The sequence below is a fragment of the Chryseobacterium sp. DZ-32 genome (assembly GCF_059587025.1).
Genome location: NZ_JCAIOM010000046.1, coordinates 1 through 1,122, shown reverse-complemented (window position 1 = coordinate 1,122; position 1,122 = coordinate 1). Strand labels below are relative to the sequence as shown.

The 1,122-nt window shown below is 32.8% G+C and carries 1 pseudogene; it reads left to right on the top strand.

Annotation, left to right across the window (positions count from 1 at the left end):
• Positions 1-51: 51 nt before the first annotated feature.
• Positions 52-1,122 (top strand): annotated as a pseudogene (locus tag AC59HC_RS22975) (IS3 family transposase); the annotation flags it as partial.

The following is a 1,122-nucleotide window of genomic DNA, read 5'->3' as shown; positions in this document are numbered from 1 at the left end:
TGTCTCGTCCTGAAAAAGGTTGACTAAAAAACCATAAAATTAGTCACCCTTATGAATCTAAAAAAACCATCGTCCCCTGTCCAAGAATACAGTGAGGCATTCAAACGACAAGTTGTCTCTGAATATGAACGGGGATTATATACAAAATCCCAATTGCAAACTCGATACAATATTCGGGGTAATTCATGCATTTCTAGTTGGTTAATAAAATATGGTAACTTTACTTATGAAAAACAATTAAGTAAAGGCAGACCTATGAAAGATCCACAGAAACAAAAGATTAAAGAGCTTGAAGCTGCTTTATCCAAAAAGGAAGAAGAGCTCAAAGTGTTTAAGAGATTTATAGAAATCGCAGAGCGTGAGTTGAAGATTGAAATTGTAAAAAAGTCTGGTTCCAATCAATCCAGGAAATAAGGCCGTATACAAATCTTTCACTGGAAGATATCTGCCGATTGTTTGGATACAGTAAACAAGCTTATTATAAAAGGAAGAAACAGCCTGATTCTATCAATAATCAAAAAAGGATTATAGAACTGGTATTATCAATTCGTAAAAAGATGCCTAAAATAGGGACTCGAAAACTTTATGTATTACTTAAAAATGATTTTTCAAAAGAGGATCTTCATATAGGAAGAGATCGGCTGTTTCAACTTTTAAGATCGAATTATCTTTTAATTCCCAGAAAACACAGTTATTTTAAAACAACCAATTCCAGACATTGGATGAAGAAATACCCGAATATTATTAAAGAAAAGGAGTTGAAATGTTCAGAAAAAGTTTGGGTTGCAGATATTACCTATCTGAAGACTAAAGAGAAAAATTATTATCTTCATTTGATTACCGATGCCTATTCAAAGAAAATTGTAGGATATGAACTAAGTGATAATTTACAGACTGCCTCCACATTGAAAGCATTAAAACAAGCCATAAAGAACAGGGTGTATAAACATTCTTTAATTCATCATTCAGACAGAGGATTGCAGTATTGTAGTAAAGAATATACTGAAACGTTAAGGAAAAGTGATATTCTTATCAGTATGACCGAGAACTCGGATCCTTATGAGAATGCTGTAGCAGAGAGGGTAAATGGCATTCTGAAATATGAGTTTGGATTGATTGATA